We start from the raw sequence: 3034 nt of genomic DNA on the forward strand, positions 1-3034 counted from the left end.
CGCCGGCTTCATGATGGGCGGCTCGCCCGAGCACATCGGCCGCATGCTCGACAGCGTGAACGCCACCGAGGCGCAGCGCAGCCAGATCAAGCAAATATCGGAGGCTGCGGCTGCCGACCTCAGAACCCAGCGCGAGGCCGGCAAGGGCTTGCGTGAGCAGCAGATGCAGTTGTTCACCCAGCCGACGGTGGACGCCAATGCGGTCGAGGTCGTGCGCAAGCAATTGGTGGCCCAACATGACCAGTCCAGCCGTCGCATGTCGCTGGCGATGATCGAGGTCAGCCGTGTGCTCACGCCCGAGCAGCGCGTCAAGCTGGCCGAGACCATGAAGGCCAGGCGCGACACGATGATGAAGCGCCACCAGGGCGAAGGCAGCGCGCAGGAACCGCGCCGCTAAGGTCGGGTTCCCGGCCGCATCGCTGCCGGGCTGTCGGTCCGCCCGCGACGCGGCATATCCTCGCGTGCCGGCTCACGCCGCAGCGCCTCGCCGGAGCGCGCTGCGGCTTTTTGCATGAAGACCCCATGAGTGCCCGACTGCTCTTGATCGACGACGACGCGCGCCTCACCGCGATGGTGGGCGACTACCTGCGCCAGGCCGGCTACGAGGTGGAGGTGGCGCCGAGCCTGGCCGTCGGCCGCGAGCGCATCGCCCGCGAGCCCTACGACGCGCTGGTGCTAGACCTCATGCTGCCCGACGGTGACGGCCTCGAGCTGTGCCGCGAGTTGCGCGCCGCGCCGCGCACCCGCGCCCTGCCGCTGCTCATGCTCACCGCGCGCGGCGAGCCCATGGACCGCATCGTCGGCCTCGAACTCGGCGCCGACGACTACCTCGGCAAGCCCTTCGAGCCGCGCGAACTGCTCGCGCGCGTGAAGGCGCTGCTGCGCCGCGCCGCGCCGCAGGGCATGGGCGACGACGTGCTGCGTTTCGGCCGCCTCGAGGTCGACGAAGACGGCCGTCAGGCGCGCCTGGACGGCAAGCCCTGCGAGTTGACCGGCTACCAGTTCGACCTGCTGCTGGTGCTGGCGCGCGCACCGGGGCGCGTGCTCTCGCGCGACCAGATCATGGATGCGCTCAAGGGCCATGCACTCGAGGCCTTCGACCGCTCGATCGACGTGCATGTCTCGCGCATCCGCGCTGCCATCGAAGACGACCCCAAGCTGCCGCGGCGCATCCTCACCGTGCGCGGCGCCGGCTATGTATTCGCGAAGAAGCAGGATGGCGAGGCGGTCTGAGCGCGGGCCGTCACCGCCCCGCACCGTCGCCCCGTGAGGCCGTCGTGGCCGCGTCATGAAGACCCTCTACCTGCGCATCTACCTCACCGTCGTGGCGGTGCTGCTGCTGTTCGCGCTGGTGGCCGGCTGGCTGCTCCAGCGCAACATCGAGCATGAGCGCGCACGCATGGAGGCGGGCACCAGCGAGCGACTTGCCGCCTGGGGAGATTTGCTGCAGAACGCGCTGCCGCCCGTCGCAGCGCCACGCGGCGAGCAGGGCCAGGCGCTGATCGAATGGTCGGAGCGCTTGCGGCTGCCGCTGGCGCTGGACGACGCCACGGGCGAGCGCATCGCCACCTCGCCCTCGTTCGCGCGCCGCAGCGGCGCAGGGGCCCTGGAGGCCGGCGACGTCAACGAGCGTAGAGCGCCGCAGCGCGTGGCCTTGAGCGACGGACGCGCGCTGTGGATCGTGCGGCCCGGTGGCCTGCGGGGCGGCCCGCGCGGCCCCGACGGAAGGCGGCTCGCGGAGCCGCCGTTCTTCCTGCGCGGCTCCGGTTTGCTGGCAACGCTTGGCGCGCTCTTCGTGGCAGTGGCGATCGGCGCCTACCCGGTCGTGCGGCGCCTGACACGCCGGCTCGAGGCGCTGCAGCGCGGCGTCGACGCCTTCGGTGCCGGCGCGCTGCACCACCGCGTCGATGCCGGGGGGCGCGACGAGGTCGCGGCGCTCGCGGGGAGTTTCAATACCGCCGCGGCGCGCATCGAATCGCTGGTGCAGGCCAATCGCTCCCTTCTGGCCAATGCCAGCCATGAACTGCGCTCGCCGCTGGCGCGACTGAAGATGGCGCTGGCGCTGCTGGAAGAGGCACCCGCCGAACGGCGCACGGGCGTGCGTGAGGAGATCGCACGCAACATCGCCGAGCTGGACGCGCTGGTCGAAGAAGTGCTGCTGGCCAGCCGGCTCGACGCGCGCGAGCGCGGCATCGGCGCGACCGATGCGCGCGTGCGCGATGCGGTCGACGTGGTCGGTCTGGCGGCGGAAGAGGCCGCACGCGTCGAGGCGCGGCTGGAGCTGCCGCCGTCCGACGCGCCCGCCTCGGCATCGCTGCCCCTCACCTTGTTCGGCGACGAGCGGCTGCTGCGGCGCGCGCTGCGCAATCTGCTGGAAAACGCACGCCGCTATGGCGGCTCCGGTGCGCCCGAGCTGCAGTTGCGGCGCAGCGCCGCCGGCGGGTTGGAGTTGCGCGTGTGCGACCGCGGGCCGGGCGTGCCGGCGTCCGAGCGCGAACGCATCTTCGAGCCCTTCTACCGCCTGCCCGGCCACGCCGAACTGACCGGCGGCGTCGGCCTGGGCCTCGCCCTGGTGCGGCAGATCGCGCGCCACCACGGTGGCGAAGTGCGCTGCGAAGCGCGCGTTGGGGGCGGCAGTTGCTTTGTCGTGGAGCTGCCGCCGACGTTGCCGTAGCCTTAAGTTTGGGCAGCCCGACCCGGCAACCGAGTGCGATCGTCGCCGTTGGCTCCCTCTCCCGCTTTCCCGTGGGAGAGGCTTGTGGTGAGGGCATTCGGCCGACGCGCCGAAACAGTTTTCACTGGCGCCTCACCGCGCCTTCATCGCACCCTCGCCCGAGCCCTCTCCCTCACGCGGGAGAGGGAGTGTTCCGGCACCGCTGCCCGGCTCGGCCGCATCACCGGCCAGCGCCGCCACACCGCCCCGTTCCACCTCGCGTGCGCGCTCCGCATAGCGGTTGAAGCGCCACGCGGTGCCCTCCATGCTGATGCGCCGCCACACCGTGCGCTTGTCGGCCGGACTCATGGCCGTCCAGTG

General features: G+C 71.9%; 3 protein-coding genes and 1 pseudogene. 3 read left to right on the forward strand and 1 reads right to left on the reverse strand.

The window, feature by feature from the left end; all coding sequences use genetic code 11:
- The 3 genes from RMO12_RS11770 to RMO12_RS11780 all read left to right on the forward strand — a co-directional run.
- The coding region (locus RMO12_RS11770) for a Spy/CpxP family protein refolding chaperone (RefSeq protein ID WP_309639436.1) at positions 1-397 on the forward strand (397 nt) is incomplete at its 5' end.
- Between the two features lie 125 nt (positions 398-522).
- Entirely contained in the window at positions 523-1233 is a 711-nt protein-coding gene (locus RMO12_RS11775) for a response regulator transcription factor (RefSeq protein ID WP_309639437.1), read from the forward strand.
- 55 nt (positions 1234-1288) lie between these two features.
- Complete coding sequence (locus tag RMO12_RS11780) at positions 1289-2674, forward strand: HAMP domain-containing sensor histidine kinase (RefSeq protein WP_309639438.1); 1386 nt, start codon at positions 1289-1291, stop codon at positions 2672-2674.
- Between the two features lie 132 nt (positions 2675-2806).
- On the opposite strand, the pseudogene RMO12_RS11785 reads toward RMO12_RS11780, so the two are convergent.
- A pseudogene (locus RMO12_RS11785) lies at positions 2807-3034 on the reverse strand (hypothetical protein); the annotation flags it as partial.

The organism is Methylibium sp. (assembly GCF_031393925.1).
Taxonomy (GTDB): domain Bacteria; phylum Pseudomonadota; class Gammaproteobacteria; order Burkholderiales; family Burkholderiaceae_C; genus Methylibium.

Coding starts and splice junctions, on each gene's coding strand:
- RMO12_RS11775 (WP_309639437.1), top strand. CDS start 523: ATGAGTGCCCGACTGCTCTTGATCGACGACGACGCGCGCCTCACCGCG.
- RMO12_RS11780 (WP_309639438.1), top strand. CDS start 1,289: ATGAAGACCCTCTACCTGCGCATCTACCTCACCGTCGTGGCGGTGCTG.